Source organism: Pseudalkalibacillus sp. NRS-1564 (genome assembly GCF_050467905.1).
Lineage (GTDB): Bacteria > Bacillota > Bacilli > Bacillales > Guptibacillaceae > Guptibacillus > Guptibacillus hwajinpoensis_B.
In genome coordinates, this window is the sequence record NZ_JBITPM010000002.1 from 116817 (window position 1) to 143279 (window position 26463).

23 protein-coding genes and 2 pseudogenes are annotated in these 26463 nt (G+C 40.9%); 21 read left to right on the forward strand and 4 right to left on the reverse strand.

The features are described from left to right. The first annotated feature begins 240 nt into the window (after window positions 1-240). The 12 genes from ACIFPW_RS00965 to ACIFPW_RS01020 all read left to right on the forward strand — a co-directional run bounded on the left by ACIFPW_RS00965 (window position 241) and on the right by ACIFPW_RS01020 (window position 13901). Window positions 241-2382, forward strand: coding sequence for a sensor histidine kinase (locus ACIFPW_RS00965; RefSeq protein WP_430241348.1), 2142 nt, complete (start codon window positions 241-243; stop codon window positions 2380-2382). Between the two features lie 15 nt (window positions 2383-2397). Beyond that, window positions 2398-3729 (forward strand): sigma-54-dependent transcriptional regulator, encoded by a 1332-nt coding sequence (locus ACIFPW_RS00970; protein ID WP_430241350.1) that lies wholly within the window; start codon window positions 2398-2400, stop codon window positions 3727-3729. After that, on the forward strand, window positions 3726-4655 hold the full coding sequence (locus ACIFPW_RS00975) for a glycine betaine ABC transporter substrate-binding protein (protein WP_430241352.1): 930 nt from the start codon (window positions 3726-3728) through the stop codon (window positions 4653-4655). Before ACIFPW_RS00970 ends, ACIFPW_RS00975 begins: the two co-directional genes overlap by 4 nt. Before the next feature lie 571 nt (window positions 4656-5226). Continuing rightward, a complete protein-coding gene (locus ACIFPW_RS00980; protein ID WP_430241354.1) occupies window positions 5227-6549 on the forward strand; it encodes a lyase family protein in 1323 nt (440 codons plus the stop codon). Window position 6550: 1 nt separating this feature from the next. After that, on the forward strand, window positions 6551-8071 hold the full coding sequence (locus tag ACIFPW_RS00985) for an aldehyde dehydrogenase family protein (protein ID WP_430241356.1): 1521 nt from the start codon (window positions 6551-6553) through the stop codon (window positions 8069-8071). 18 nt (window positions 8072-8089) lie between these two features. Further along, window positions 8090-9244 (forward strand): Zn-dependent alcohol dehydrogenase, encoded by a 1155-nt coding sequence (locus ACIFPW_RS00990; RefSeq protein ID WP_430241358.1) that lies wholly within the window; start codon window positions 8090-8092, stop codon window positions 9242-9244. Window positions 9245-9379: 135 nt separating this feature from the next. Next, window positions 9380-10948: a BCCT family transporter gene (locus ACIFPW_RS00995; RefSeq protein WP_430241360.1), complete on the forward strand. Its 1569-nt coding sequence runs from the start codon at window positions 9380-9382 to the stop codon at window positions 10946-10948. 103 nt (window positions 10949-11051) lie between these two features. Continuing rightward, window positions 11052-11279 (forward strand): hypothetical protein, encoded by a 228-nt coding sequence (locus tag ACIFPW_RS01000; protein ID WP_430241361.1) that lies wholly within the window; start codon window positions 11052-11054, stop codon window positions 11277-11279. 161 nt (window positions 11280-11440) lie between these two features. Then, window positions 11441-12133: an alanyl-tRNA editing protein gene (locus ACIFPW_RS01005; RefSeq protein ID WP_430241363.1), complete on the forward strand. Its 693-nt coding sequence runs from the start codon at window positions 11441-11443 to the stop codon at window positions 12131-12133. Window positions 12134-12225: 92 nt separating this feature from the next. Continuing rightward, on the forward strand, window positions 12226-12639 hold the full coding sequence (locus tag ACIFPW_RS01010) for a DHHA1 domain-containing protein (RefSeq protein WP_430241364.1): 414 nt from the start codon (window positions 12226-12228) through the stop codon (window positions 12637-12639). Between the two features lie 184 nt (window positions 12640-12823). Then, window positions 12824-13150, forward strand: a complete 327-nt coding sequence (locus ACIFPW_RS01015; RefSeq protein WP_430241381.1) for a PadR family transcriptional regulator — start codon at window positions 12824-12826, stop codon at window positions 13148-13150. A 4-nt stretch (window positions 13151-13154) separates the two neighbouring features. Then, window positions 13155-13901, forward strand: a complete 747-nt coding sequence (locus ACIFPW_RS01020) for an HAAS domain-containing protein (RefSeq protein ID WP_430241366.1) — start codon at window positions 13155-13157, stop codon at window positions 13899-13901. Between the two features lie 89 nt (window positions 13902-13990). Here the strand turns inward: ACIFPW_RS01020 and ACIFPW_RS01025 are convergent. Beyond that, window positions 13991-14980, reverse strand: a pseudogene (locus tag ACIFPW_RS01025) (DMT family transporter). A gap of 165 nt (window positions 14981-15145) precedes the next feature. On the opposite strand from ACIFPW_RS01025, the gene ACIFPW_RS01030 reads away from it, so the two are divergent. Continuing rightward, window positions 15146-15673 (forward strand): helix-turn-helix domain-containing protein, encoded by a 528-nt coding sequence (locus ACIFPW_RS01030; protein WP_430241383.1) that lies wholly within the window; start codon window positions 15146-15148, stop codon window positions 15671-15673. Between the two features lie 39 nt (window positions 15674-15712). On the opposite strand, the gene ACIFPW_RS01035 is transcribed toward ACIFPW_RS01030, so the two are convergent. Beyond that, entirely contained in the window at window positions 15713-17164 is a 1452-nt protein-coding gene (locus ACIFPW_RS01035; protein ID WP_283152483.1) for a SulP family inorganic anion transporter, read from the reverse strand. A gap of 356 nt (window positions 17165-17520) precedes the next feature. On the opposite strand from ACIFPW_RS01035, the gene ACIFPW_RS01040 reads away from it, so the two are divergent. After that, window positions 17521-17718: a helix-turn-helix domain-containing protein gene (locus ACIFPW_RS01040; RefSeq protein ID WP_098442909.1), complete on the forward strand. Its 198-nt coding sequence runs from the start codon at window positions 17521-17523 to the stop codon at window positions 17716-17718. A 66-nt stretch (window positions 17719-17784) separates the two neighbouring features. Here the strand turns inward: ACIFPW_RS01040 and ACIFPW_RS01045 are convergent, their stop codons facing one another. Beyond that, window positions 17785-19125 (reverse strand): sugar porter family MFS transporter, encoded by a 1341-nt coding sequence (locus ACIFPW_RS01045; protein ID WP_430241368.1) that lies wholly within the window; start codon window positions 19123-19125, stop codon window positions 17785-17787. 194 nt (window positions 19126-19319) lie between these two features. On the opposite strand from ACIFPW_RS01045, the gene ACIFPW_RS01050 reads away from it, so the two are divergent. The 3 genes from ACIFPW_RS01050 to ACIFPW_RS01060 all read left to right on the forward strand — a co-directional run bounded on the left by ACIFPW_RS01050 (window position 19320) and on the right by ACIFPW_RS01060 (window position 21787). Then, window positions 19320-19940 carry a TetR/AcrR family transcriptional regulator gene (locus tag ACIFPW_RS01050; protein WP_194220975.1) on the forward strand — a complete coding sequence of 207 codons (621 nt, stop codon included), beginning with the start codon at window positions 19320-19322 and terminating at the stop codon, window positions 19938-19940. Window positions 19941-19984: 44 nt separating this feature from the next. After that, window positions 19985-21427 (forward strand): DHA2 family efflux MFS transporter permease subunit, encoded by a 1443-nt coding sequence (locus tag ACIFPW_RS01055; protein WP_430241370.1) that lies wholly within the window; start codon window positions 19985-19987, stop codon window positions 21425-21427. A gap of 195 nt (window positions 21428-21622) precedes the next feature. Then, on the forward strand, window positions 21623-21787 hold the full coding sequence (locus ACIFPW_RS01060) for a hypothetical protein (protein ID WP_430241371.1): 165 nt from the start codon (window positions 21623-21625) through the stop codon (window positions 21785-21787). A 49-nt stretch (window positions 21788-21836) separates the two neighbouring features. Here the strand turns inward: ACIFPW_RS01060 and ACIFPW_RS01065 are convergent. After that, a pseudogene (locus tag ACIFPW_RS01065) lies at window positions 21837-22579 on the reverse strand (MerR family transcriptional regulator). A 262-nt stretch (window positions 22580-22841) separates the two neighbouring features. On the opposite strand from ACIFPW_RS01065, the gene ACIFPW_RS01070 reads away from it, so the two are divergent. From ACIFPW_RS01070 to ACIFPW_RS01085, 4 genes are all read left to right on the forward strand, one after another. Then, entirely contained in the window at window positions 22842-23747 is a 906-nt protein-coding gene (locus ACIFPW_RS01070; RefSeq protein ID WP_430241372.1) for an alpha/beta fold hydrolase, read from the forward strand. Window positions 23748-23781: 34 nt separating this feature from the next. Next, window positions 23782-24339 (forward strand): maltose acetyltransferase domain-containing protein, encoded by a 558-nt coding sequence (locus ACIFPW_RS01075; protein WP_430241373.1) that lies wholly within the window; start codon window positions 23782-23784, stop codon window positions 24337-24339. 310 nt (window positions 24340-24649) lie between these two features. Then, window positions 24650-25774 (forward strand): histidine kinase N-terminal domain-containing protein, encoded by a 1125-nt coding sequence (locus ACIFPW_RS01080; protein ID WP_430241374.1) that lies wholly within the window; start codon window positions 24650-24652, stop codon window positions 25772-25774. Between the two features lie 78 nt (window positions 25775-25852). Then, on the forward strand, window positions 25853-26083 hold the full coding sequence (locus ACIFPW_RS01085; protein WP_430241376.1) for a hypothetical protein: 231 nt from the start codon (window positions 25853-25855) through the stop codon (window positions 26081-26083). The last annotated feature ends 380 nt before the right edge of the window (window positions 26084-26463 follow it).

Below are 26463 nucleotides of genomic sequence, written 5' to 3' on the forward strand. Positions count from 1 at the left end.
GGGGAAAAAATTCCTTGTCTAGTTTAAGCGAATTCTTTTGTAATTTAGTTGACCATTTCCGGGGAAATGAATGGAAGAAGTCGAATGCAACATTACTTTTCGTTCCGATGGGGAAGAATGTGTTGAAAATAGGGAGCAAGGTATAATATCTAAATATTCTATTGCCAATTGAGCGAGTGGACGATTATGATGAATTTAAATGAGACAAGTTCGTCATGTCATAACAACTGGTGGGATGGAATGAAAACCTTAACAAAACAGCTCATTCGTTTATTTGAATCAGTTCATGGAAGTATTTTAAGAAAATCTGTCATGATTTTTGTTTTCATTCTAGTTATTCCAACGTTAATGATCTATCAGCTGATCATCAACTATGCGGAAGAGATGATTGAGCAGGACATTATTAGTGAAAATGTCGCGAACACGGAAAGTATCGTGAAGCGCGTAAATAATGAAATTTCCAGTGTTGTTTTACAGCTGCATTTAATGGCAGGAAATGGAGAAGAAAACGAAATTAACGCGGAACGTATGTATGAGCGATCCAGACAGGCGATTGCCCAGAGCTCTATTATTCGGTCTATCTATTATCTAGATGACACTAGTAACGTCATATTTGAATCTCCTTTTGCCCCTGAGCTTGAAGGTGTCTCCTATCACTATCCAGAGTTTGATCGAATTCAATGGACGCACAATTATGCTGTTTCTAGTGTTATTCAAAATTTTAGCGGTGAGGATATTGTTTCGGTGGGGATTCCGGTCTTTGACGAAAAAAATGATTTTCAAGGTGCTTTAATTGCAGAATTTAGTCAGGATTATTTATCTGAAATCGTCAGAAGTATCAGCATGAGTGAAGGACATTTTGGGATGATGGTTGATCCAGAAGGAATTGTCGTGGCTTCTACTAATGAACAATCAATCGGAACAGCTATTTCAAGTGATTTGCCTTCTGAGCAAATATTTGAGGAAGTTTCAGGGGTTGCACGTTCATCTTATGGAGGGGATCAGAGCATCATCGCTTATCAAACACTGCGTGATGAATGGGGTCTCGTTTACGGAGTGTCAGAAGATATTGCCTTTGCCCCCGTTCGAAAACTATCGCTAGTGCTTACGTTATCTTTTCTCGGGATTCTCATTCTTTCTTTCTTTTTCATCGTTGCCGGTATTCGAAATATTGTTTATCCCATTATTCGATTAACAGATTATGCAAAGGATTATAGGAAGAAGGTTTTTTATCAGGAGCATGATCCATCTCAAAGTGTCCGAAAAGATGAAGTGGGAGAATTGACTCGAACGATCATTTCCGTCGGCAATAGTAATTATGAGAAGCAGCATCAGCTAGAAGAAAGTGAACGCTACTTAAATGACATGATTGAAGGAATCCCTTATGGCATGATTACGATTAATGATCACGCGATCGTAACGCATGTGAACAAACGATTCGAAAACCTTATTGGGTTTAGTAGAAATGATCTCGTCGGAAAGTCATTATCAGAACTTCCAATTAAAAGTACAGATGAAGACTTTATGTTGTTAAAAGCCTTAATCTCTGAGGAACCTAGCATCGAATGTGAAAGCTACATTATCGATGCAAAGGGAAGGCGTCACATTGTGAATATCGCTACGTCTCGTTTCTACAATGCTCAGAATGAAATTATTGGCAGCATTGCTGTGCTACAGGATATTTCACAAATGAAGATGCTAGAGTCACGGTTGAAACAAAATGATAAGCTTGCATTGATAGGGCAAATTACCACGGGTATTGCTCATGAAATCAAAAACCCGCTTGCGATTTTAACAGGATCTTCTGAGATGTTAAGAGAAGAAGTGGAGGAAGCCAATAGTTCAGAAGAGATTCTTGAATTATCGCGTGATATTGATCAAGTCGTGAAACGAATGAAGACGATTGTGAATAATTTCTTGAATTTTGCAAAAGTGAACAAAGCCGATGCTCGACCAATTCAGTTGAAGAAAGTGACTGATGAAGTCCTACATCTAGTGAGATTTAAGCTAAAAGAATTAAATATAGAGGTCGTAAAGCACTATGAGACAAGCGGAGACCTCGTCGGTTTCTATGATGAGTTAATTCAAGCCTTTTTAAATATCATTCTTAATGCAACAGACGCAATGAAAGAGGAAGGAACATTAACCGTTACGATTGAAGAGGACGAGAAATATGTTCATGTCGCTATCGGAGACACAGGAACGGGCATTATGACGAGTAATCTTGAATGGCTTTTTGATCCATTCTTTTCGACTAAGGAAGAAGGGAATGGACTTGGATTAACAATCGCGAGAGATATCATTAAAGAAAATAATGGCGACCTTACGGTTGAGAGCGTAGAGGGTGAGGGGACAACAATTCATTGTTGGTTCCACCGATAGAAAAGGGGTGGCGTTATGGAGAGAACCGTTTTGATCGTAGATGATGAGATGCAGCTTGCGAAGCTAATCGGCAGGAAATTAACGAAGGCAGGCCTATCGTCAGTTTTGGCTCATACGGGAAGTACTGCTATCGACTTATTTAAAAGAAAAGAAATGGCAGTGGTGATTCTGGATTATATGCTACCAGATATGACGGGTCTTCAAGTATTGGAAGAAATGAAAAGGCTGAAGCCAGATGTGCCGGTCATTATGATGACGGCTTATGGAAATGTCGAGAGTGCTGTCGGGGCAATGAAACTGGGCGCCGTCGATTATTTGAACAAACCGATGGAGCTCGAAGAAGTAAAAGAGTTGGTTATGAAACAACTCGATACAAAGGTAGAGGCTCCGCCAAAAGAAAACGATCCATTTGTATTTCAAAGTCCTGAGATGAAGCGTGTGATGGCATTTCTAGGTCAGGTGAAGGATACGGATGCAAGTATATTAGTGCTAGGTGAGAGTGGCGTTGGCAAAACGGCTCTTGCTCATTGGATTCATTCAAATAGTTATCGTGGGGCGGGCCCAATGCTATCGATTAACTGTGCGGCTATACCTGAGCACCTTCTTGAAAGTGAGTTGTTTGGCTATCAGAAGGGAGCATTTACGGGAGCTGCAACAACGAAAATCGGAAAATTTGCTGCTGCAGATAAAGGGACGATTTTTCTAGATGAGATTGGAGAGATTTCACCTTCCATGCAAGCGAAGCTTCTTCATGTCATTGAAGATAAAAAGGTGATGCAGCTAGGTAGCAATGAATATCGCACAGTAGATGTACGAATCATTACAGCGACGAATAAGGATTTAAAAAAATCCGTTGCGGAAGGTACGTTTCGTGAGGATCTTTACTATCGTCTAAATTTAATCGAAATTGAGATCCCTCCCCTACGTGAAAGGATGGAAGATATCCCCCTTTTCATTCAATCACAAATGAAGAAATTAAATGGAAAGTATAAGAAACAAATTTATATAGCAGAGGAAAGCATCAACCTTCTCCTCCGTCATACGTGGCCAGGTAACATTCGCGAGCTACTCAATATGCTTGAACGCATTCATATCGTAAAACGAGAAGGAACAATTATGCCAGAAGACCTTGCGCATGCATCTCTTATGTCGATACCAAAAGATGAACCAGTAGGATCACAGGACTTCAGTGGAAGTCTTTCCGAGGTGCTAGAAGATATAGAGGAAAAGATGATTCGACAAGCGCTTGGAGAAACAAATGGCAACCAGACGAAAGCAGCAGACCGACTTGGAATTGCCAGGCATACGTTAATTTACAAAATGAAAAAAATCGGCATCAGTCTATGAGAAGGTTTCTTCTAATCGTTGGATGCCTTACTTTCCTTATTTCTTGTCAGTCAAAAGAAGAAATAAAGCAGGAAGATGCGAAAGTGAACGCTCATCTGACTATTAAACTTGGATCCAAAGCATTTACCGAACAATACCTTTTAATGAAAATGACTGCCCTTCTTTTAATGGAAGAAGGATTTGATATTGAAGAAATGCGCTTTCTTGATAGTCCTTCCATTCGTGATGCATTTGAAAACAAAGTAATTGATTTGTATTGGGAATACACGAACACTGCTAAAACGATTTATCATAAAAGTGGTCCAGGTTATGATTCGCTCGAAGCTTATGAATCTGTTAAAAAAGAAGATGAAAAAAGCGACATTATTTGGTTAGAGAAAAGTGATTTTAATAGTTCATGGGGGCTCATCATGAAAGAGTCCTTTGCTAAGCAGCATCAACTTGATTCGGTCAGTGATCTTGTCACGTATATGAGCAATCAGGAACACCCATCATTAAAAATGGCGACAAATGACGAATATTTAATAAGAGAAGACGGTCTCAGTCATTTAGAAGACGTGTATCAATTTTCGGTGAACAAAGATCAGCTTCTTGCGGTTGATTCAGAATTGCTGAGTCTCGCTGTAAAAGAGTCTCGAGTACAGGTAGCTGTTGGAATGATCACAGATAGTCGCATTGAAGATTACCACCTCGTTGTATTAGAAGATAATCGCAAAGCGTTTCCACCATATGATGCTGCTCCAGTCGTGCAACGGAAAATGATTGAGCAATATCCAGAGATTCAAGAGCCACTTGAAAAGCTTTCTGCTTCCATTACAAACGAAGAAATGATTAGTCTAAACTATCGAGTGGACGTTTTGCACCAGGATGTAGGAAAAGTCGCGAAGGCTTTTCTACAAGACCAAGGGTTGTTAAGAGTGGAATAGAGGGTAGAGCTTCCAGTGGCTCTTTCATCATCAAAAGACAGCATCCTCCTTCTCTGATGGAAGGCTTACTTTGTGGTAAGCTGTTGTTAGATGTTGATTATGATAGAAAGGTAGTTGAGTGATTCTGGACTTTATATCAAATAATATTGTGTTGCTTGGCATCGCCTGTATTATTATTGCGCTGCTATTAGCGAAATTCACAAAGAAGAAGTAAGGCGCTGTTCAATGGAACAGTGCTTTTTTTGTGTGAAAATGCGACACTGTAGGAATTTTCTACAGTTAAAGTGTAGAATTTTTCTACACTGTTAGTAATTGTGGGGAACAATTCGCACTGTTATAAGGATTTAAAAGTTGGCACAATACTTGCGATATATAACAGTGAGAAATTCAAGTTAGATTCAAGGAGGATTTAATGTACTTTTAAACTTATTGTTCGCGTGAGTGTGAATGTTCTTAACGTATAGCAAAATGAAAACGCTTTAATTGATTTAGCATAAACATTATTTGTTTCTATCGCATTCAGTCAGTCTCGTGTAGATCCAACCGCCTATTCGTGAAAGAGGGTTTTCAGATGAGATATGAGCAAGATGAGTTTGGCACTGTCAAGATTCCAAGCGATGCTCTCTATGGGATCCAGACAGTTAGGAGTACTGCAAATCTAAGCTTTTCAAAAAAAAAGCTTACAGATTATCCTGATTATGTGAAGGCACTAAGCATTGTAAAAAAGGCTGCTGCGCTTGCAAATGGTGAGGCGGGAGTGCTACCGAAGCGAATTCAGGATGCCATTGTTACAGCATGTGATGAGCTTATTAGCGGAAAGCACGTAGAACATTTTCCAGTTGATCCTTATCACGGAGGAGGTGGTATTGGATCGAACATGAACGTGAATGAAGTTGTATCGAATCGAGCGAATCAAATTCTTGGATACGAGATTGGTAGCTACGAAGAAGTGCAACCCAATGATCATGTGAACGCTTCCCAATCCACTTCGGACGTTTGTCATACGGCGATTCGTCTTACGATTGCAAGGCAACTGGAGAAGCTCCTTGCTGTTGTGAGATCGTTGCAACAAAGCATAAGAGAAAAAGCGAATGAGTGGTCGGATGTAATGACCATTTCGCGCACCTGTTTACAGGATGGAATGAGGGTACCGCTCGGAGATTCGATGTCAGGTGTTGTGGCGTTACTTGATCGCCGCATGGAGTCACTACAAAAAGCTACAGAACAAATGGACCGCATTAATCTAGGAGGAACGGTTATCGGTTCTGGGATTGGAGCGTCTGAGGGATACCGGAAAAACATTTTGCATTATTTAAGGGAAACGACGAGTCGGAACGTAATGTATCGTGACAATTTATTTGATGCAGCTCAGCATCTTGATGACCTTGGAGATGTATCAAACGAGCTGAGGCAGCTGGCTAGTGGTTTGATTAAATTCGGAAAAGATCTACGCATTCGCGCTTCTGGTCCTGAAACAGGTTTTGGAGAACTATCGCTACCGGCAGTACAGGCGGGCTCATCGTTCTTCCCTGGGAAAGTAAATCCAGTAATACCTGAAACGCTCATTCAATGTTGTTTCAAGGTACTTGGGTGTGATCGTACTGTCCAGGCAGCACTAGAGCATGGAGAGCTTGATCTTAACGTGTTCGAAGGCGTAGCCGGGATGGCGATAATAGATGCGATCCAAATGTTGACAAATGTGCTACCAGTTTTCGAAGAACGTTGTGTAAAAGGAATAAAAGTGAATGAAGCAACGTGCAGAGATTATGCAAACACCACAATTCCGCTAGTTGTTGATTTAAAAGAACGCTTTGGTTATGAAGCTGTCTCAAACGCAATGAAAACAGATGGTAAAGATGGGTTACTTCAACTACAAGCAAATGGGGGATATTGATATGAAAAACATTCAAACGAAATTTGAAGGCATTAAGCAGCCAAAGTTAGAGTGGGCGAGTCAATGGCTCGAGAAACCAAAAAAGCTTTATATAAATGGACAGTGGGTGGAAAGCAGTAGCGGAGAAACGATTGAATCCATTAATCCTGCGACTGGAAAACGAACTGGTTCAATCCATAGCGCCAAAAAAGAAGACGTCGATCAAGCCGTTTCGGCAGCTAGAGAGGCGTTCGATCATGGCACATGGAAAGAAACAACGCGAAAAGAAAGAGCAAGGATTCTACGCGAGATTAGTTCTCTTATTATTGAACACCAGGATGAGTTAGCAACGCTTGAGACTCTAGATAATGGAAAGCTTTATACGGAAGCTTATAACGATGATGTTCAAGAAGCATCAGATCTCTTCCAATATTACGCGGGATGGACGGATGAGTATTATGGAGAAAACAATCCGGTGGAAGGGAATTTCTTAAGCTATACAACGCGAGATCCGATCGGCGTTTGTGGTCAAATTGTTCCATTTAATTTTCCAATTGGTATGGCTGTATGGAAGCTATCGCCAGCGCTTGCGATGGGGAATACGGTTGTTTTGAAGCCTTCTAGTACGACATCGTACTCAGCGATTCGTCTTGTTGAAATCATTCATGAAGCGAAGCTATTACCGCCAGGCGTTCTAAATTTAATTCTTGGTAAAGGCTCGATTGGGTCTTACATTAGCACGCGCATGGACGTTGATAAAATTTCCTTTACAGGAAGCACGGAAGTTGGGAAAAAGCTCGTTCACGACTCAGCTGATTCGAACTTGAAGCCAGTCACACTAGAGCTAGGAGGCAAGTCACCAAATATTATTTTTGCAGACGCACCAAATCTTGAAGGGGCGATTGAACGTTCATTCTATGGGTTGTTTACCCATAAAGGCGAGAAGTGTTCTGCACCAACACGACTTTTTGTCGAGCGCCCAGTTTATGATGAGGTAGTTGAAAAAATCGGTGAATATGCAAGCGTATACAAGTGTGGTGATCCATTTGATCCTGAAAGTGACCAGGGACCACAGGTTTCAGAGGCTCATATGAACAGTATTCTTCATTACATTGAAAGTGGAAAACAAGATGGGGCACGGCTTGTCGCCGGAGGAGAGCGTGATATTGAGGGTGAGAAAGCGAATGGATTTTATATTAAGCCAACTATTTTCGCTGACGTGACAAACGGTATGACGATAGCACAGGAAGAGATATTTGGACCTGTCCTTTGCATCCTGCCATTCGATTCGGAAGAAGAGGTTATTCGAATGGCGAATGATACGATTTATGGTCTTGCTGCTGGTCTATGGACGAATGATGTCTCTCGAGCGCATCGCGTAGCGAAAAAGCTTGAAGCTGGTATGGTATTCGTAAACAAATATGGCTGCTACGACTTTGCTAGTCCATTTGGAGGCTGGAAACAAAGTGGTTGGGGCAAAGAATATGCCGTGCACTCGCTTCAATCGTATACAAAAACAAAAGCAATCTGGGTTGCTTACTAAAAGAGCGGAGGAAAGAGTATGAAAATGAAAGCGGCTGTAATGACGGGTCTAGGTGCACCACTTGAAATTCAAGAAGTGGAGTTAGCTTCACCGAAAGCAAATGAAGTCCTTGTAAAAATTGCGGCGACTGGGGTCTGTCATAGTGACCTCAACGCCGTACAAGATCCATCGACCCCGTTCCCAACCATTCTTGGTCATGAAGGCGCTGGTACAGTTGTTGAGGTAGGTCCTAACGTCAAGACGGTTAAACCTGGTGACAAAGTAGCGCTAAGCTGGGTTCCCTACTGCGGGACGTGTGAGTTTTGTGTCACTGGTGCTATTCATCTTTGTGAGTCAGCCTTTGGCCCAATGTTTAACGGTACGCTTCTCGATGGAACTTCTCGACTTAGTAAGGATGGTCTTCCGCTTTTTCATAATTCTCTTCTTTCGACATTTGCTGAATATGCCGTCGTTCCTGATATGTCTTGTGTGAAATTACCAGATGCGATGCCGCTCGCTCAAGCATCGCTGATCGGATGTGGCGTTGCCACTGGCTATGGCGCAGCGGTCAATGCCGCTAAAGTAACTCCCGGTTCAACCGTTGCTGTGTTTGGCATCGGAGGTGTAGGGGTGAATGCGATTCAAGGTGCGAGAATCGCCGGTGCTTCGAAAATCATTGCCTGTGATATGAAGCCAGCGAACCTTGAAATCGCGAAGCAATTTGGGGCTACACATACTGTGAACGTGAGCGAGGGGGATGCACCTGAAATGATTCGTGCGATAACGAACGGATTTGGTGTTCATTATGCGATCGACTGCTCAGGACATACAGCTGCTACCGCTAACGCCTGGAATGCAACTCGTAAAGGTGGAACGATTGTAGTTGTTGGTGCCTTTCATCCTGAAATGTCACTTAGTCTGCCTGCGGGTGGTTTTCACCGAGTTGGAAAAGTGATCAAAGGAAGCTTCTACGGAGATACCCAGCCATATCGTGATTTTCCTAAAATTGCTGAGCTTTACCTCGATGGTAAGTTTATACTTGATGAACTTGTGATTAATCGCGTTTCCTTGGATGAAATCAACCAGGCCTTTGACTCATTTCATGATTGCAACTGCGTGAATGTAGGTCGATCTGTGATTGATTTTCAAAGAGAACCGGTGATCAATGCAGAACGTTATACAGAATTGATTTAAGGTGTAAAAGGCCGTTCGATTACAATGCGGACTCGTCCAAAGAGAAATATCAAAAAAAGGTGGATGCAGTCAAGAAACAACAGTTTTACTTGCGGTAACGGTTAATTGAATAATCTCATGGGAGGGGTTCATGTTATGAAAAGTTTTAAGCATCCGGTTTTTTGGCCACCGTTTCTTCTATTACTTGCAGCTGCCATTGTTAGTTTTACAAATAAAGAGGCCTTTATTTCGACGGCCACTAATATGAACAACTGGGTGATTGCCAATCTTGGCTGGCTATTTAGTATCGCAGGGTTATTAATGGTCGTAGCCTGTGTTGCTGTATACTTCTCACCACTAGGAAATATCCGAATTGGCGGAGACAAAGCGAAGCCGATGTTGAAACCAATGACTTGGTTTGCCATCACCTTAACGACTACGATTGCGGCAGGTCTGACGTTTTGGGGAATTGTTGAGCCGCTATACCATGTATCGGCACCTCCAGAATCGCTTGGCATTGATCCGAATAGTCCGGAAGCAGCCATCTTCTCACTTTCTACAATGTACTTGCATTGGACGATTACACCATATGCGATTTACTGCTTACCAGCGATCGTCTTTGCATTTGCTTATTATAATATGAGAAAGCCTTTTAGCTTAAGTTCAACATTAGCTCCCCTATTCGGTAATCGCATTTCGGGTAAATGGGCGAATGTGATTGATGCTCTTTGCCTTTACACTCTTGCTCTTGGGATGGCGGCATCGATGGGAACGAGCTTATTAAACCTTGGCGGTGGCGTTAACTACATTAGTGGAATTGCGAGTTCGCCAACCTTATGGGTTGCGATTGCCATTGCTTTAATGGTAACGTTTATAATTTCAGCGTCTACAGGTTTAATGAAAGGGATTCGAGTTCTTTCCAATATCAATATGAGACTTTTTATAGGTATTATCATCTTTATGTTTATCGTGGGACCAACTTCTTACTTATTAAATTTAGGAACAGAATCAGCGGGGAATTATTTTACGAATTTCTTTAACAAAAGTCTTTTCACGGGTGCATCTGCTGGCGATCCATGGCCACAATCGTGGACGACGTTCTACTGGGCAAGCTGGTTCTCGTGGGCAGCGATTACGGCTTTATTCCTTGGAAGAATTTCATTTGGCTACAAAGTGAAACACATGATTATCGTCAATTTTGTTCTACCGGCATTTTTCGGAGGATTATGGATGACGATCTTTAGTGGAACAGCAATTAACATGGAGATGACGGGTGCTGGACTTGCTAATATCATGAATACAGTAGGTGCAGAGGCTGCTCTCTATGCGGTATTTGATGCTCTACCACTTGCTGCAATTGTGATTCCGATTTATGTGTTTATCGTCTTTATATCCTTTGTTACTGCAGCTGATTCAAACCTTGCAGCCATGGGAGGTATTTCTTCAACAGGAATTACACCTAGTAGTCCTGAACCAAGCGTGCTCATAAAAGTTGTTTGGGGGATCACAGTAACGCTAGTAGCGTGGATTATGATCAGCTATGCGAATATAGATGGAATTAAAATGTTAGCCAATCTCGGTGGTGTTCCGGCTCTATTCTTATCCCTATTCGTTCTCGGTTCTCTTATGAAAATCATTCGTAATCCTAAGAAATTCGAGAAGTTTGATGAGTCAGAAGAAGTTGGAGGATTAGAAGAACAAAAGCCAAAAGATAAAGCTGTATAAACGTAAAGAACAGACAAACCGTCTGTTCTTTTTTACTTGAATGGACTACCGCGTGAATGAATCGTGCTAAACTAGTAGTATAAGAAGAGAGGAGTGAAGGCAAGTGGGGAAATGTACAATCGATCACTCGTACGGAGACGTTATGACAAAGCTTGAGACCCAGTCACCTTATATGCCAGATGAACTTGTGCAGGATACATATCGCTTCTTACAACAAACAATTACACAAGAAACATTGAACGAACTGTTTCACCTGTTGAAGAAATATGATCTCGCTTCGGAGGAAGTGCGCCAAGAACGGAATGCCGGGCTTCAAAAACTGATGAGGTAAACGGTTCAAACTTATATTCGATTTTTCTACGAAAACTTCATTCATTCCGCGCTATTTCAAATAACTTTTTTAACGAGATTGATACAGCGGCTCTCAAATTTGATAAATGATAAGCTAATCAATAGTAACTTATTTACTAGTACAGAAAGAAGTGAAATGCAATGACGACTAAATTATTCTATCAAGACCCATACATAACAACCTTTACCGCTGAAAAGTGGGAACAGTTCACAGATGATGCGAATCGCTCTTACGTTGTTCTAGATCAAACGGCTTTTTATCCAACTGGTGGAGGTCAGCCATATGATAGTGGAACGATTAATGGTGTACAGGTTCTTGATGTAGAAGAGGTAGATGGAGAAGTCCGTCACTATGTTGACGGCAAGCTTCCTGAGGCAGAACATATTCACGGAGATATCAACTGGCCTCGAAGGTTTGATCACATGCAACAGCATACAGGGCAGCACATCCTTTCGGCAGCTTTTGAAGACCAACTTGGATATAGTACGGTGAGCTTTCATCTAGGTCAGGAAGTTTGTACGATCGACCTTAACGTTGCCACTCTTGATGATGATGAAGTTAGAGCAGCTGAAAAATTTGCGAATAACGTTGTTCAGCAGAACTTGCCGATTGAAACGAAGTGGGTAAGCGAAGAGGAGCTGGCGAATTATACCCTTCGAAAGCAGCTAGCCGTCTCGGAAGACATCCGTCTTGTAATGATTCCAGACGTAGACTATAGCGGATGCGGAGGGACACACCCTTCTTCGACAGGCCAGGTACAGGCAGTATCTATTTTGAAAATAGAAAAGCAAAAAAACAAACGCGCATCCATTTTGTCTGTGGCGAGCGAGTAACTGATGAACTTCGGAAGAAACAGGGTATCATCCTTGGACTCACGAACGCTCTTAGCGTTCCTCAATCAGATTTAGTAGAAGCGGCAGAACGAGTGCTCCTTCAGTCGAAAGAATATGAAAAAACGATTGAAGAGCTAAATGAAAAACTACTTTCTTATGAAGGAAAGGAATTACTTCATGGTGCTGATACCATTCATGACCAAAAAGTCGTGCAGATGATTTCCAAACAACATGGAATGAAAGAACTGCAAAAGCTAGCGAAGATGGTGCTGAAAGAAGATCCACATGTGATCGTCTTTTTCATAAGTGAGGCAGAAGATAAGCTGCAAATTGTTTGTGGAAGAGGAGAAGCTTTATCTTATGATATGAACCTTTCTTTAAAAGAAGTTCTTCCATTCATTAATGGAAAAGGTGGAGGAAAGAAAGACTTTGCGCAAGGCGGGGGAGAACCGGTTCGTTCTGCAGAAGAGGTTTTGATTGAACTTGTGAAAGTTACGCTACATTAAAAAACGAGCGCCCCTAAGCATTACTGGGGCGTTTTTTCTATTTTGGTAAAAATATGAATATAACTCTTGTCATACAAGATAGCTTAGCATATACTACGTATATACCTTGCTTTGCAAGATAGCTGGGTGATTTCTATAACTCTTGTATAACAAGAGTTATAGATTGGAAAGATTGGTGAAGCACATGCAAACAACTCAAATGTTAAAAGGAATCATTGATGGCTGTATTTTATCGATTATTAGTGAAGGAGAAGTATACGGATATGAGCTTGCCTCAAAGCTTGATCATTATGGCTTTGAAGCATTTAGTGAAGGGACAATTTACCCTATCCTTATCCGTTTACAGAAAGATCAGCTCATACAGTCAACGTTAAAGAAATCAACAGCAGGACCGAAACGAAAGTACTACGCGTTAACGAAAAAGGGAGAAGAAGAATTGAAAAGTTTTCAGAAACGGTGGATTCATTTAAGCACAACGGTCAATCAGATTTTAAACAAGGAGAGTGAATGAGGAGATGACGAAAGAAAGCGAGAAATTTATTCAAGATATGCGTGTTTATCTGATTACGAAAGGAGTAGATGAAGAGGAAATCGATCGCTTCTTAATGGAAGCAGAAGATCACTTGATGGAGGGGGAACGCGACGGAAAGACAGCGAAAGATATCTTTGGAAAGGATCCGAAAGCTTACGCAAAAGAATTGATTGATTCGATGGATCAGTCGCCACATGATAATCGGAAATTAATTGCGCGTATGATTGCAGGAGTTTTTGGTATCTTTTTAGTATCACAGTTTATAGATGGGAATACATCATTTTCTTTCATTGAAATCATCGGTTATCCTATTTCAACGATTGTATGGTTGGTTGCTCTTATAGGGGCCCTTCGGATGAGTTCTTTCCATACAGGTGTAAAGAGCTTTCTGATTGTTTATGGCATCGTTATGGTCCCGATGATTTTCACCGTAGGGGTTACGGTTCTTCACATAGAATTTGGGAGAGACGTATTGTTTCTCAGTCAACCAGTTGCTTTAACTGTAGGCGGTATCATTATAATTGGTCTAATTGCTAATTTTAATTCTCTTATTGGTTTGTTATCGAGTCTTGTCTTAATGCTGATTCTTTTTGGAGCTCAGCTGCTGTTTAGTTTGCTTCATTTGGAAGGTTTTGCATGGGAGATGGGGGCTTATGTAATTAGCGTCGTTGGGCTTATCGTGATGATGAGTCTTCGGAAGCAATTACCTAAGACGATCATAAAGGGATAGAGAGTTTGAAGAGAAAAAGTACATGACACTTCATAAAATGACCAATCATTAGGAAATGACTGGTCATTTTATTTTAGTAGGAAGCTTTTCTAAACCGTTTTCTGTTGATCTACTTGTCGATGATCGGGAGTGCTGGATACGTTCAGCTTTTTAACATTAAAGCTATGAAGAACGATGCCGACAATAATGAGGGCAATGCCAACCCATGCGATGTCGGTAGGAAGTGGGCTCGATAGAAGCAGTCCCTCTCCTGCGATCACAAACAATACCTGAGTTGACTGAGTCGCTTCAACAGAGGCAAGCTTTCCCTGGTGAAGTCTCACGCAGTCTGTTGCGATAAAAAATAATGTTGTGGCAATAACGCCTGAACAGACAGCAACGATCAGCGATTGAGTGAGCTGTTCTCCTGAAGGAATGCCAACCTTATTCCAGGCGATAACACTTAAAATAATCCAGAACGGAGTGCTCCCAAGCGTCATGCCTAACACTCGTTGAAAGGTATCGAGTCGTCCATCACAAAGCTCCATCATCTTTCGGTTTCCGAGTGGATAAGCAATTGCCGCAAAAAGGACAGGAAGAACGCCAACCATCACTTCGTTTACAGTCATTTCATTTGCTTTTTGCCACTGAATTAACATGACGCCAGCAAGAATCACGATGGAAATAAGGAGGGCTTTTTTTGAATGCGGTGCCGTTTTTTTACCGGTCCATTAGACGTTTGAACGGTTGAGTAAAAAAGAGGAGCTACGAGAATTCCCCCTACGATCGTCATTTGCCATGTTCCTGCCACTAGCCACCCTGTGCCATAAGCGGCAGCATAGGTTAAAGGGGCATAAAATAAAACGAATCCAACAAAACTCCAGAGTAACCACTGAAAAGGGTTCCTTCGCATTTCAATAAAAACTTGTTTCATATTCCGTCTAACGAGTACAATTAATAGAAGAAAAGGAATCATGAAAAGGAAGCGGAGGGAGGAGCTCCACATCCAGCTTCCTCCGGCTAACTCCATTGAACGATTCAAAATAAATGTAACTGCAAAAAAACATTGAGGCGAGAATACCGATCGCAATTTCCCTCATATTACTTAAACACGCCCTTTGTTAAGTGTAGTATATTATGCTTTGTGTATATTATAATATACTATAGGGTGTGGTAGAAATATACAAGAGAAAGATAATGGAGAGGATTTATTAGTGGATGAAAAAAAGATAACAGCTGCAGAAAAGCTTGCTCAGCAGGTTGGTATGACGTTAAGAGCCATTCGAAAAAAACGTGAGATAAGCTTGCAGGATCTAGCAACGTTAACAGAGGTCAGTAAGCTTACGTTAGGTAAAATTGAGAGAGGAGAGGCGAATCCTTCTTTAACGGTGATATGGAAAATAGCGAATGGTCTTTCCATCCCGATCTCAAGTCTACTAGCAGAAAAGGAAGAAGTCGTCATTTCAAGGAAAAATGAGGGCAATAAAGTTTTGAGTTCAAATGAAGCTTTAACGTTAGAACCCATGTTTACAGATAGTGGCTATGGCTCTCTTGAAACGCACCGTGCCTTTTTAGAACCTATGGGAGAGTATTACGCAGATGCTCATCAAGAAGGGGTCATTGAGTATGTAACAGTGATGGAAGGAAAGGCAACTGTACAAGTTCAGGAACAAACATATGAATTAAATACGTATGATTCGATTAAGTTTAGAGCGGATCAGAAGCATGGTTACTTAAATCTTCACAGCGAAGGTGCTGTCTTACATTTCGTTATGATCTATACAAACGCATAACATAGAAAAAAAGCCACAGCAGTGGCTTTTTTCTTGCGCTTATTTATTATAAACAGCTAAGCGGTCGATAAGCTGTGAACTTTCCTGGTTAACACCAGTCACTTTCACATCGATCTCGTTTTGTCTAAATTTCATGATGGCTTTATCAACGGCGCCAACACCTGAGTCATCCCAAACGTGAGCATCTGATAAATCAATCTCGACCGTTTTAATACCTTCTTCTTTATAATTAAAGCTATTCACAAAGTCAGTAACAGAAGCAAAGAACAGCTGACCATGAATGTGGTAAATCTTTTTCTCCGCGTATTCGTCGATCTTTTCTTCTACGCGTACTTTTGAAATCTTAGAAGCGAAGAATAAAGCACTTAGAATAACACCGGCAAGTACACCTTTTGATAAATCATGCGTTGTGACAACAGTAATGACGGTAACGACCATCACGGCTGCGTCAGATCGCGGCATTTTATGAAGATTTTTAATGGATGACCAATCGAATGTTCCAATGGATACCATAATCATAACGCCAACTAGAGCTGCCATAGGTATTTTAACGAGTAAATCGTTTAATACTAAGATCAGAATCATTAAGAAAACGCCGGCAACGAAAGTGGATAAGCGTCCACGTCCACCTGATTTCACGTTAATAACGGATTGTCCAATCATCGCACAACCAGCCATTCCTCCGAAAAATCCGGCTACAACGTTCGCCATGCCCTGACCTTTTGCTTCTTTATTCTTATTGCTATCTGTATCTGTTAAATCATCAACGATTTGTGCTGTTAAGAATGTCTCAAGTAAACCAACAACTGCTAGAGCCATTGAATATGGGAAAATAATCGCTAATGTTTCAAAGTTCAATGGAATACTTGGAATTAGGAATAATGGTAATGCTTGCGTTAATTCACCCATATCCCCAACCGTTCGAACGCCACTACTAGTTGTAATCGCAACAATTGTAATCACAACGATCGCAATGAGTGGTGATGGAACAGCTTTCGTGAATCGTGGAACGATATAAATAATTGCAAGAGCACCTGCTACCATCAAGTACATTGGCCATGATTCACCAACGAAATGCGGCAGTTGAGAAGTGAAAATCAAAATCGCAAGTGAGTTCACAAACCCAATCATAACGGAGCGTGGTACGAACTTCATAAAGCGAGCAAGCTTAAACACGCCAAGGAAGAATTGAATAACCCCTGTTAAGATCGTTGCTGCAAGTAAATATTGTAGTCCATGATCCGCTACAAGCGTCACCATTAGAAGCGCCATGGCTCCTGTTGCTGCAGAAATCATTCCTGGTCTACCACCAACAAATGAAATTACTACGGCGATACAAAAGCTCGCATATAATCCAACCATCGGATCTACGCCTGCGATAATGGAAAAGGCAATCGCTTCTGGTATTAAGGCAAGTGCGACAACGATTCCGGCGAGGGTATCGTTTTTCACATTGCCAAACCAATCTTGTTTAATAGAAGATAAGTTCAATGTTGCACCTCTTTCTAAATCTAGTATTGTGATGACTCCTAACTCTCATAGAAGTCGGGTCCGTTTACAACAAGATGAAGTTTAGCATAGAATCTATGAAAATGGAAATGAGGATGTAAGCGAAAATCATACGGTAAAAAATTTAATTTACTCTTATTTACTCTCGAATACGCGTGCGTTTAATTTTGATAATTTAATAGTAGAACACTAAAAGCAGATGATTCATTCATCTTTTGATCTAATTTAACCTAATTTGATATAACCTGTTATAATGAGTTATCGTATTAATAGAGTTTGGGTCCATAAGTGGAAGAACTTTGTTAGAATAGGGTGATAGATTGATAAGGAGCGATAACATGAGTCAGGATAATGAGCATCATGATATTATGACGATCTCTCAAGTGGCGAAATATTTTCAAATTAGTGAGATGACCACATATAAATTAGTTCAGGATGGCAAAATCCCGGCGTTTAAGATTGGCAGTCACTGGCGTATTCAAAAATCTGATCTTACCGAATTAATTAAAAAGCTTAAGAATGGTGAGCGGATATAACGGAGACGTTGCTCAAAAAGAAGACCCGCTGATCCAATGTGGATGAGCGGGTTCTGTATGCTTGTATTACGTTGATGCTTTTCCTCGGAGGTCATTTTCAATATCTTCAAGGCTTCTTCCTTTTGTTTCTGGTACATATTTCATGACAAAGAAGAAGGCAAAGACACCGATAATGGCAAAGAATACGAATACCCATGCTGTTCCGAGCGCTGAGAGTAGAACAGGAAAGAATAAGGAAACAACTAAATTCGATGCTGATAGAAGAAGTGTTGTAAATCCTGTCGCTGCACCACGGGCTTTATTTGGGAAAAGTTCCGGTAGCATAACCCAAACAACTGGGCCCCAAGTGGCGGAGAAAAAGATGATAAAGAGCCCAAGAAAGACGACGGTTAGCCAGGCAATTGTCGTTGTAAGTTCTGCTGTAAAGAGAATCGTTGCAAGAATCATTAAGCTTAACGACATCCCGATATTTCCTAGTAGCAACAGTTTTTTTCGACCTAGCTTATCAATCGTAGCGATGGCTACAAGCGTCATCAACACATTCATGATTCCTATTCCAAGCGTTCCGAGAATAGAAGCTGAATCTCCAAGACCAGCTTTAGTGAAAATGGTTGGTGCGTAGTAGATCACCGCATTAATACCAATAAGCTGCTGGAAGATGGCGATACCGCTTCCGACAAGAAGCATTGGACGTATCCATTTGGATTTAAGTACATCCCACGTGCTTTCCTCAGTTTCCTCAATTTTTTTCATTTGCTTCATTTCTTCATCTATTTCACTTTGTTCTCGCGTTAATGCCATCACTTTTCTGGCCTCTTCTTCACGGTTGCGCTTAATGAGCCAGCGCGGACTTTCGGGCATAAAGAGAACACCGATCATTAATACGAGCGCTGGAACGGAAGCAAGACCAAGCATCCAACGCCATCCCTCAATTGGTGCAAATGCATAGTTAATGAGGTAAGCGAGCACAATTCCAATCGTGATCATTAACTGATTAAGCGATGCTAGTGCGCCCCTTGACCTTGTTGGAGCCATTTCTGATAAGTAGACTGGTACAATCGCTGTCGAACCACCAACAGCAAGTCCAAGTATGATGCGGCCTATAATGAGAACGGCTGCGTTAGGAGAAAGAGCTAAGACGAGTGAACCAATCAGGTAAATGAGTGCGATTGCAAAAACGACGCGCCTCCGTCCAAATCTATCAGATACATACCCACTCATTCCGGCACCTACAATAGCCCCGCCTAATAATGAACTAACGACAACCCCTTGTAGAAAATCGGATAGGGGAATATCTTGTTCAATAAATAATAAGGCACCGGAAATAACTCCTGTGTCATATCCGTACAGTAAGCCTCCGAGAGCCCCGAAGAAGAAAATCCATCCCTTGCTAATGTTTCTGTTCATCACAGTAACCACCTTTGCATAACATTATTCCTAAAAAATAGTTTCCACTCTTTTTTTGAAAGCTAACATTATCATTTAATAGAGTGTGCTGCTTATTTATGGAGTTCACTTTTCTTGACATGTGACACTGTGTCACATATAGTAGGTTTGGCGATATGACACGGTGTCATAATTTTAGTGGTAGGTGATTCAATGTGCCAAAAGCAACCTTTTTTAATTTGAAAGAAGAGAAAAAGCAAATACTAATTGATGCAGCAAAAAAAGAGTTTTCTAGAGTATCGCTCTATGATGCATCGATTTCAAATATCTTGAAAACCGCAGGTATACCAAGAGGGAGCTTTTATCAATATTTTGAGGATAAAGAAGATGCTTTCTTTTATTTATTAAATGAACATGCAAGAGAACGTCATGAACATTTAATTGCCAATCTAAAGAAGTTTGAAGGAGATCTCTTCAAAGCAATTAGTGAGATCTTTAGATCTACATTAGAGCATTCAGAGGATACTGGTCAGAGGGACTTTATTCGAAATGTACTGCTTAATATGAACTATAAGATTGAGAATACGTTCTCGCAGTATTTAACCGAGGATGTAACAAACCATCGCTATGATGACATTTATGACCTCGTTGATCATGAGAACTTAAATGTTTCAAGTAGGAAAGAGGTGTTTCATATTATGCAGATTTTAACAGCCGTTACGTTTCATAATTTGATTCACAGTATCTCTAATAACTTATCGATTCCAGATGCGATGGCAAAATACCAGACTGAGCTTAGACTTCTTCAATCCGGTCTACTTCGAACACCTTCCTGAAGGACATCGGGAAAATAGAGAATCATTGAGAAAGAAGGGAGAACATGAACGACACTAAACAATCATCAGAAGGAATCGGTTCTTTTAATAAAGTACCGCTCTTAATCGTGCTATTGTCAGGTGCATTTGCAGCGATTCTAAATCAAACGCTGCTTGCGACGGCATTGCCACATATCATGGTCGATCTAGACTTGGAGGCAAGTACAGCCCAGTGGTTAACCTCGATTTTCATGCTAGTTAATGGCGTGATGATTCCAATTACAGCTTTTCTAATAGGTAAATTCACAACAAGAACACTATTCTTAACCGCGATGGGGCTATTTGCGGTTGGTACAGCTATTTGCGCCGTTGCCCCGAACTTTCCGCTCTTGATGGTAGGGCGTATCATCCGGGCATCTGGAGCCGGGATTATCATTCCGCTTATGCAAACGATCCTCTTTTTAATTTTCCCTGTTGAAAAAAGGGGTACAGCGATGGGGATGTTTGGGCTTGTGATTTCCTTTGCACCAGCGATTGGGCCGACTTTATCAGGATGGCTTGTGGAGCAATACCCGTGGAGAAGTTTGTTTTATGTGATCCTGCCGATCGTGATTATTGACTTCTTTATTGCGTATTTGATTTTGAAAAACGTAACAGAGCAAACGAATCCGAAGCTAGATATTCTATCGATCGTTCTTTCATCGTTAGGTTTCGGTGGATTATTGTATGGATTCAGTAGTGCTGGGACAAATGGTTGGGGAAGTGAACAGGTGCTTATCGCCATGCTCATCGGTAGTGTGACATTGTGCTGGTTCATCTTACGTCAGTTAAAACTCAAGCAGCCTGTGCTTCAATTTAGAGTGTTTCAATATAAGCTATTCACATTAACAACTGTGCTTGGGATGGTTGTCTTTATTGCCATGATCGGCGCTGCGACTGTTCTGCCGCTTCTTATGCAGAATATGCTTGGATTCACCGCATTTGAATCAGGATTAATGCTATTGCCAGGGGCTCTGATTATGGGCTTTATGAACCCGATTACTGGTAGGATATTCGATAAATTTGGAGCAAAGTGGCTTGCGATCATTGGTTTGATTATCGTAACGGTGACGACATTTATGTTCACAAATTTAACAGCAGAAACGACGTTCGCTTATTTAGCTATTGTGAATGCGATCAGAATGTTTGGGGTAGCGATGGTGATGATGCCAGTTACAACGGCAGGATTAAATCAGCTTCCTGCTCACCTCATTCCACACGGCACAGCAATGAACAATACAATGCGTCAAGTTTCAGGGGCAGTTGGAACTGCGCTACTCGTAACTGTGATGTCTCAGGCAGCTCAGCCATCACGTGGAGTTGAGGGTCTTGTACATGGCGTTAACGTTTCCTTTATCGTAGCAGGTATTTCAGCTATTATTGGACTTGTTTTAGCTTTGTTTATTCGAAAACCGAAAGCTACTAAAGAAGATTCAGTTCAGAAAAGCAAAGTGGCTACTGAAAATTAAAGCAAATAGCTAGCGAATTAAATTATGCAAAAATTATTCTAAGAAATGAGAATGGCCCTCTAGAAGAAACTCTTCCTAATCTATATAGGAAGAGTTTCTTTTGTGAGAGGAACCGTCTGGCTGTCCCGAAAGATGTAACCTTTTTCCCGCTCATTCGTAAAGAGTAAGACAATCCCTTAATAAGGAGAGATATTTGTGAGTAAACCAAAAAGTGAAAGCAGGATGGGTTTAGGCGTTGGTCTTGGAATAGCAATTGGAGCAGGAGTAGGTGTCGCCTTGGATAATATTCCACTTGGACTTGGTGTTGGAATCGCCCTTGGGGTTGGGTTTGGTTCTACTAAAGGAAAAAAGAATGATTAAGAAAAGAGCTCAACTTCTTAAGAGGTTGAGCTCACCTGTTTGGTGATTTCTACTTGTGTTGATCAGCATACACTTTCATAGCATCTCGCATAAAAAGCGCGAGACCTTCTCCATATTGATCAATATTTTTCGTGAAGCGCTCATCGTCTACATACATTTGACCAAGTCCTTCAAACGCTTCAAGCGTATAATGGTATCCGAAATTTCCATTGAGAAATTCATACCAATCGTGAATCGCTTTCTGCGCTTCATCTGCTTCCGGTGAACCCTTTCTAAGATCAGCCAGTCTTTTATAAATGGAATCAAATGAGTGACCGAGCGCATTTTTTTCGCCCTTTGATAAGCTGTTGATCTTTTGCTTAGAATGATTGATGGCTTCATCTCCATAACGCTCGCGTGCCTCTTGTTCATATGGGTTCTGGCTAAATCGAATCCAGCAAATCTCTCTTGATCTGTCATTGATCTTTCTCCTTTCACATTTTGGATCGTTTTATCAATCATGGTGATCATCTTATCCAGACGTTGTTTTTTTTCATGCAGAATTTCTTTTTGATAGTTGAGCGCTTCCATTCGATCAAAATCAGGTTCCTCTAGAATGGTTTTGATTTTCTTCAGCGAGAAATCAAGTGCTCTAAAAAAGAGAATTTGCTGAAGCTTCTCAAGATCGTCCTTCGAATAAAGACGGTAACCAGCTTCTGTAGTAGCTGGTGTTAAAAGTCCGATTTCATCGTAGTAATGAAGGGTTCGAACGCTGACTCCAGTTAATTCCGCTACTTCTTTTACTCGTTTCATCTGCTAAATGTCCCCCTTTCAAATTTAACTTTAGTGGATAACGCAACGTAAGGGTCAAGAGGTAAGAAGAATTCATTTATGATCTTTTCAATTTCAGTGTTTTCCTTCTATTCTGAGCGTTCTTTTTAATTTCATCAAATTCCCAACTAAAAATGTTATTATTTAGGGGAGATAGCAAGCTTTACTGTGGGAAAGAAAATAATTGTTATTGCTGTTCACCTTCTCATCCATTTTGCGATAGGACAACCACAAGGAGGGGCTTATGCAGGAGAAGTCGATGGTTTTAAGTGATGGAAGAAAACTTGGCTATTGGAAGTATGGCGATCCTACTGGTATACCGATTATGCTTTTTCATGGAACACCAGGGTCACGCATCTGGTTTTTAGAAGATGATGAACTGGCCAGAGCGATGGGGATTTACTTAATTTCAACAGATCGACCGGGTTATGGGCTCTCCAATTTTCAAAAAAATAGAACGATCCTTGATTGGGCTGTGGATGTAGAGGAGCTCGCTACGCATATTGGTTTAAGGCATTTCTCTGTCTTGGGTGTTTCTGGAGGAGGTCCATTCGCTGCGGCATGCGCTTATGCATTGCCTGAACGAATCCAAAATACAGCTCTTGTTTCTTCAGCTACGCCATTTAAAAAAGGTAGAGCCCCAAAGGAAATGGCGAAAGAAAATCGGATTGCCTTTTTTTTATCAAAGTATTTTCCTTGGCTCATTAAGAAAGCGAATTTAGCTCAAAAGAAAATGCTTGAAAGTCATCCACATAAGTATCGAAATGCTATGTTAGCTGGGAATCATCGTCATCTTTCTGAGTGGGACCGTGCCTTTTTGAGAGAAGAGGCTCTTGTGGAAACAGGACTATATCACGCGAAGGAAGCTTATAGACAGGGTGTAGAAGGAGTCATCTATGAAACGAATCTCTTATCGAAAGATTGGGGATTTGAGATTAGCGAGATTAAAGGGCCGTTAAGATTTTGGCACGGAGAGAAAGATACGTTATCACCTGTAAATGAAGTTCGTAAACTAGCGAAACGAGGACCTTTAATAGAGATGACCCTCATTCCGAACGGAGGTCATTTTCTCACAGAGAATGAAGATTTATGGGCGGATATGTTATTTTATTTAAAAAATTGGACTGTGAACACAACGGTTTTATCGTGAATAACCATTCTTAGAGGAGATAGGAGCGAGTTATATGAGGTCAGAAAAAGAAAAAATGATCAGGGGAGAATATTATCGACCAGAGGATGAGCAATTGCAGAAAGATCGTCTTCATGCACGCAAAATAACTAGGTTATTCAATCAAACAATTGAGACAGATATAGAAGATAGAACGCGGTTATTGAAGGGGTTCTTTGGTTCTACGAAAGAACATCTCTATATTGAACCGACTTTTAAGTGTGATTATGGTTACAACATTCACGTAGGAGAGAATTTTTTTGCGAATTTCGACTGCGTGTTTCTCGATATTTGTGAAATACGCTTTGGTGACAATTGCATGCTAGCACCAGGTGTCCATATATATGCAGCAACACATCCGCTAGATCCGACGGAACGCAATTCGGGTCAAGAATATGGAAAGCCGGTTTTCATTGGAGACAACGTATGGATTGGTGGAGGCGCCATCATTAATCCGGGCGTTACAATCGGAAACAATGCTGTTATTGCTTCAGGTGCTGTAGTTGTGAAAGATGTGCCGGAGAATGTCGTGGTTGGTGGGAATCCAGCGAGGGTAATCAAAGAAATCGAATAGGTAAGAGTATCAGTAAAGCGCTTTATTTTGCATGTGAGAGTTGTAAGACAATCACCAATACTACATGCATTGAATACCTTTTAACGACTTGTTTTACGACAGTTGTAGAGATATTCACTTTTGGCTTATATCGTTCGAATTACTTTTATAGGAAAGAAGAAGAGAGATTTTCTTTCATTGATTGACGATCTTTATCCACCAATAATAGATTATCTCTCTACAATGCATCTATAAAATACCCTCTATTTACTGTTATACTTGAAAATATAACCATGAATCACCGACTAAGGCAGGAAGGGGTGAAGGAAGTATGGCTGTTCGAGAGCAACTACTAGACTATCTCGATCATAATCTTGAAAGCTATCTTATCAAATGGAAAGAAAAGATACGGATTTCTAAGACAGACATACACCGAGATAAAGTGGAAGCTAATGGTATTCTCATGTATCGTCTTGTTCAACAAAATATAAAAGAGCCAATTGCTCATGAGAAGATTGTGACACTTGCGCACAAAGTAGCGGTTGAGCGAGCGGAAGCGAATGTAAACATAGGAGATTTTATTTATAACGTGAATGCTGGAAGAAGCGTTCTCATGAAGCATATAACGTATTCTAAAGTGAATGTGAATGATCTTCAGAACACTCTTGACTCCATAAATGATTTATTTGATCTGTTTTCTTATCATGCCGTAACCGAATATACAAAGCTGAAGGAAAATGAATTGCAGGAAAAGATTTCTTTTATAGATGAAACCCATCAGGAGAAGCTTTCCATCCTGGGCCAGATGTCTTCTAGTTTCGTTCATGAGTTCAGGAATCCCCTTACAGCCATTATAGGATTTGTGAAGCTTCTACAAAGAGAGTATCCCGATATGAAATATGTTGAAGTGATCGATCATGAGCTGCAACAGCTAAACTTTCGCATTGCTCAATTTCTGCATGTCTCCAAAAAGGAGATTGATAGCGGACAGGAAGAGTGGCTGGAGGTTAAGGGTCTGTTTGACTCGATTATTGCCTTCATTTATCCGAGTATTATCGATATTGATGTGCGAATTGTTAATGAATTTCCAGCGAATCTTTCTGTATATGGACAGCAAGATAAACTACGACAAGTATTCTTGAATATTCTTATGAATTCGTTAGATGCTCTTAAAGCTGAAGGCTCTCCTCGCCAAATACGGATCGCGGGAGAACAAGCAGAAGGAATGTTAACCATTCGCATCACAAATAATGGACCAAAAATTTCAGACAAAACCCTGGATCGCATTTTTGAACCCTTTTATACGACAAAAGAACTTGGCACGGGCATCGGATTGTATGTGTGTCAAAAGATCATTCAGAATCACCACGGGGAAATTAACTGTCATTCTAGTGAAGCAGAAACGACATTCACGATTCGCTTACCGTTTGTTGAGAAAAAGGATGCGATAAAGTAACCCCTTAAAAATTGCTTTCTGATCAAGAAGCCTACTATAATGTGGGCAAGCAACATCTTGATGTAAGGAGTGAGAAGAATGATTACTAAAAACGCGGGAACGCTGAGTAAAGCCTATTTTAAATCTTATATGGAGCTCGTGATGAGTGCGAGAGAATGTTCATTGGAAGAAGCGAAAGGTTATGCGTTTGAGCAGCTTTTTCAAAATAATGAACAGGCAAATGGGCCTGAAACATACGAGAAGTTTAAAATGGCTTATGCAGAGCTGTTGGATAAAGTGTCTGCTGAGGAAATTGATACATTAAAATGAAAATGGATTGGGATTAAATAGAGGCTTAGTGAAGTCTCTTTTTTATTCCCTTTATTAATGATAGGGGGCATAGAATTGTTTGGATGGGAATACGTTCCTGATTGGTTCCCCTGGTTCGCGGGCGTTGTGGTCTTGCTGTTTGTTTTATTAAGTGAATGGTGGATTAGAAGATAATATAAGAAAGGACAGGGGAGATTGAACTGCCCCTGTCCTTTCGGTGTTGTTTCATTAGGCTCCAGCGCTTGTCGGACCTACCGGGCGCTTGCGCTTTTCTGATCTAGCTCCAGCGCCCAGGTCCTCGAGTCGCTTCGCCTTTTACTCTGAACACAAAGGGCGTGTTCAAATTAAAAGGCTCCAACGTTTCTCAGACCTAACTGGCG

What these genes read in the sequence shown, in the direction of transcription:
- ACIFPW_RS01080 (WP_430241374.1), top strand. Translation starts at nt 24,650, where the DNA reads ATGGCTGTTCGAGAGCAACTACTAGACTATCTCGATCATAATCTTGAA.
- ACIFPW_RS00975 (WP_430241352.1), top strand. Translation starts at nt 3,726, where the DNA reads ATGAGAAGGTTTCTTCTAATCGTTGGATGCCTTACTTTCCTTATTTCT.
- ACIFPW_RS01040 (WP_098442909.1), top strand. Translation starts at nt 17,521, where the DNA reads ATGAGTCAGGATAATGAGCATCATGATATTATGACGATCTCTCAAGTG.
- ACIFPW_RS01005 (WP_430241363.1), top strand. Translation starts at nt 11,441, where the DNA reads ATGACGACTAAATTATTCTATCAAGACCCATACATAACAACCTTTACC.
- ACIFPW_RS01045 (WP_430241368.1), bottom strand. Translation starts at nt 19,125, where the DNA reads ATGAACAGAAACATTAGCAAGGGATGGATTTTCTTCTTCGGGGCTCTC.
- ACIFPW_RS01085 (WP_430241376.1), top strand. Translation starts at nt 25,853, where the DNA reads ATGATTACTAAAAACGCGGGAACGCTGAGTAAAGCCTATTTTAAATCT.
- ACIFPW_RS01070 (WP_430241372.1), top strand. Translation starts at nt 22,842, where the DNA reads ATGCAGGAGAAGTCGATGGTTTTAAGTGATGGAAGAAAACTTGGCTAT.
- ACIFPW_RS01015 (WP_430241381.1), top strand. Translation starts at nt 12,824, where the DNA reads ATGCAAACAACTCAAATGTTAAAAGGAATCATTGATGGCTGTATTTTA.
- ACIFPW_RS01020 (WP_430241366.1), top strand. Translation starts at nt 13,155, where the DNA reads ATGACGAAAGAAAGCGAGAAATTTATTCAAGATATGCGTGTTTATCTG.
- ACIFPW_RS00965 (WP_430241348.1), top strand. Translation starts at nt 241, where the DNA reads ATGAAAACCTTAACAAAACAGCTCATTCGTTTATTTGAATCAGTTCAT.
- ACIFPW_RS00990 (WP_430241358.1), top strand. Translation starts at nt 8,090, where the DNA reads ATGAAAATGAAAGCGGCTGTAATGACGGGTCTAGGTGCACCACTTGAA.
- ACIFPW_RS01030 (WP_430241383.1), top strand. Translation starts at nt 15,146, where the DNA reads ATGACGTTAAGAGCCATTCGAAAAAAACGTGAGATAAGCTTGCAGGAT.
- ACIFPW_RS00970 (WP_430241350.1), top strand. Translation starts at nt 2,398, where the DNA reads ATGGAGAGAACCGTTTTGATCGTAGATGATGAGATGCAGCTTGCGAAG.
- ACIFPW_RS01055 (WP_430241370.1), top strand. Translation starts at nt 19,985, where the DNA reads ATGAACGACACTAAACAATCATCAGAAGGAATCGGTTCTTTTAATAAA.
- ACIFPW_RS00980 (WP_430241354.1), top strand. Translation starts at nt 5,227, where the DNA reads ATGAGATATGAGCAAGATGAGTTTGGCACTGTCAAGATTCCAAGCGAT.
- ACIFPW_RS01075 (WP_430241373.1), top strand. Translation starts at nt 23,782, where the DNA reads ATGAGGTCAGAAAAAGAAAAAATGATCAGGGGAGAATATTATCGACCA.
- ACIFPW_RS00985 (WP_430241356.1), top strand. Translation starts at nt 6,551, where the DNA reads ATGAAAAACATTCAAACGAAATTTGAAGGCATTAAGCAGCCAAAGTTA.
- ACIFPW_RS00995 (WP_430241360.1), top strand. Translation starts at nt 9,380, where the DNA reads ATGAAAAGTTTTAAGCATCCGGTTTTTTGGCCACCGTTTCTTCTATTA.